The sequence below is a fragment of the Microcoleus sp. Z1_A1 genome (genome assembly GCF_036700305.1).
Classification (GTDB): Bacteria; Cyanobacteriota; Cyanobacteriia; order Cyanobacteriales; family Microcoleaceae; genus Microcoleus.
This window is the reverse complement of the sequence record NZ_JAUBOR010000056.1, coordinates 29,795-31,229: the sequence shown is the minus strand read 5'-3', so window position 1 is coordinate 31,229 and position 1,435 is coordinate 29,795. Positions and strand designations below refer to the sequence as shown.

General features: G+C 47.2%; 1 protein-coding gene. It reads left to right on the top strand.

Features of this window, described 5'->3' with window-relative positions; genetic code table 11:
• Positions 1 to 1,435, top strand: a 1,435-nt coding sequence (locus tag QT973_RS24140; RefSeq protein ID WP_333392361.1) for a tetratricopeptide repeat protein, incomplete at both ends; no start/stop codon positions are given.

Sequence of the window (1,435 nt, the reverse complement as noted above, 5' to 3'; positions counted from 1 at the left end):
AGATAAACACGAAGCCTGGTACAATCGGGGCATTGCACTGGGTAATTTAGGAAGATGGGAAGAAGCGATAGCCTCCTTCGACAAAGCCTTAGAATTCAAACCAGATGATGACGCAGCCTGGTACAATCGGGGCATTGCACTGGGTAATTTAGGAAGATGGGAAGAAGCGATAGCCTCCTACGACAAAGCCTTAGAATTCAAACCAGATTATCACGAAGCCTGGAACAATCGGGGCGTTGCACTGGGTATATTAGGCAGGTTGGAAGAAGCGATCGCCTCCTACGACAAAGCCTTAGAAATCAAACCAGATAAACACGCAGCCTGGTATAATCGGGGCATTGCACTGGGTAATTTAGGCAGATTGGAAGAAGCGATCGCCTCTTACGACAAAGCCTTAGAAATTAAACCAGATGACCACGCAGCCTGGTTTGATCGGGGCTATACACTGGATAATTTAGGAAGATTTAAAGATGCGATCGCCTCCTACGACAAAGCCTTAGAATTCAAACCAGATGATCACGAAGCCTGGAACAATCGGGGCATTGCACTGGGTAATTTAGGAAGATTGGAAGATGCGATCGCCTCCTACGACAAAGCCTTAGAATTCAAACCAGATGATCACGAAGCCTGGAACAATCGGGGCATTGCACTGGGTAATTTAGGAAGATTGGAAGATGCGATCGCCTCCTACGACAAAGCCTTAGAATTCAAACCAGATGATCACAAATCCTGGTACAATCGGGGCGTTGCACTGGATAATGTAGGCAGGCTTGAAGAAGCGATCGCCTCCTACGACAAAGCCTTAGAAATCAAACCAGATAAACACGAAGCCTGGTTCAATCGGGGCAATGCACTGGATGATTTAGGCAGGCATGAAGAAGCGATAGCCTCCTACGACAAAGCCTTAGAAATTAAACCAGATAAACACGAAGCCTGGACAAATCGGGGCGTTGCACTGCGTAATTTAGGCAGGCATGAAGATGCGATAGCCTCCTATGACAAAGCCTTAGAAATCAAACCAGATTATCACGTAGCCGGGTCTAATCGGGGTATTGCACTGGATGATTTAGGCAGGCTTGTTGAAGATGAAGATGCGATAGCCTCCTACGACAAAGCCTTAGAAATCAAACCAGATTATCACGAAGCCTGGTTGAGTCGGGGCCTTGCACTGGATAATTTAGGCAGGCTGGAAGATGCGATAGCCTCCTACGACAAAGCCTTAGAAATCAAACCAGATTATCACGAAGCCTGGTTCTATCGGGGCGTTGCACTGGGTATATTAGGCAGGCTTGAAGATGCGATCGCCTCCTACGACAAAGCCTTAGAAATCAAACCAGATTATCACGAAGCCTGGTTCAATCGGGGCGTTGCACTGGGTATATTAGGCAGGCTTGAAGATGCGATCGCCTCCTACGACAAAGCCTTAGAAATCAAA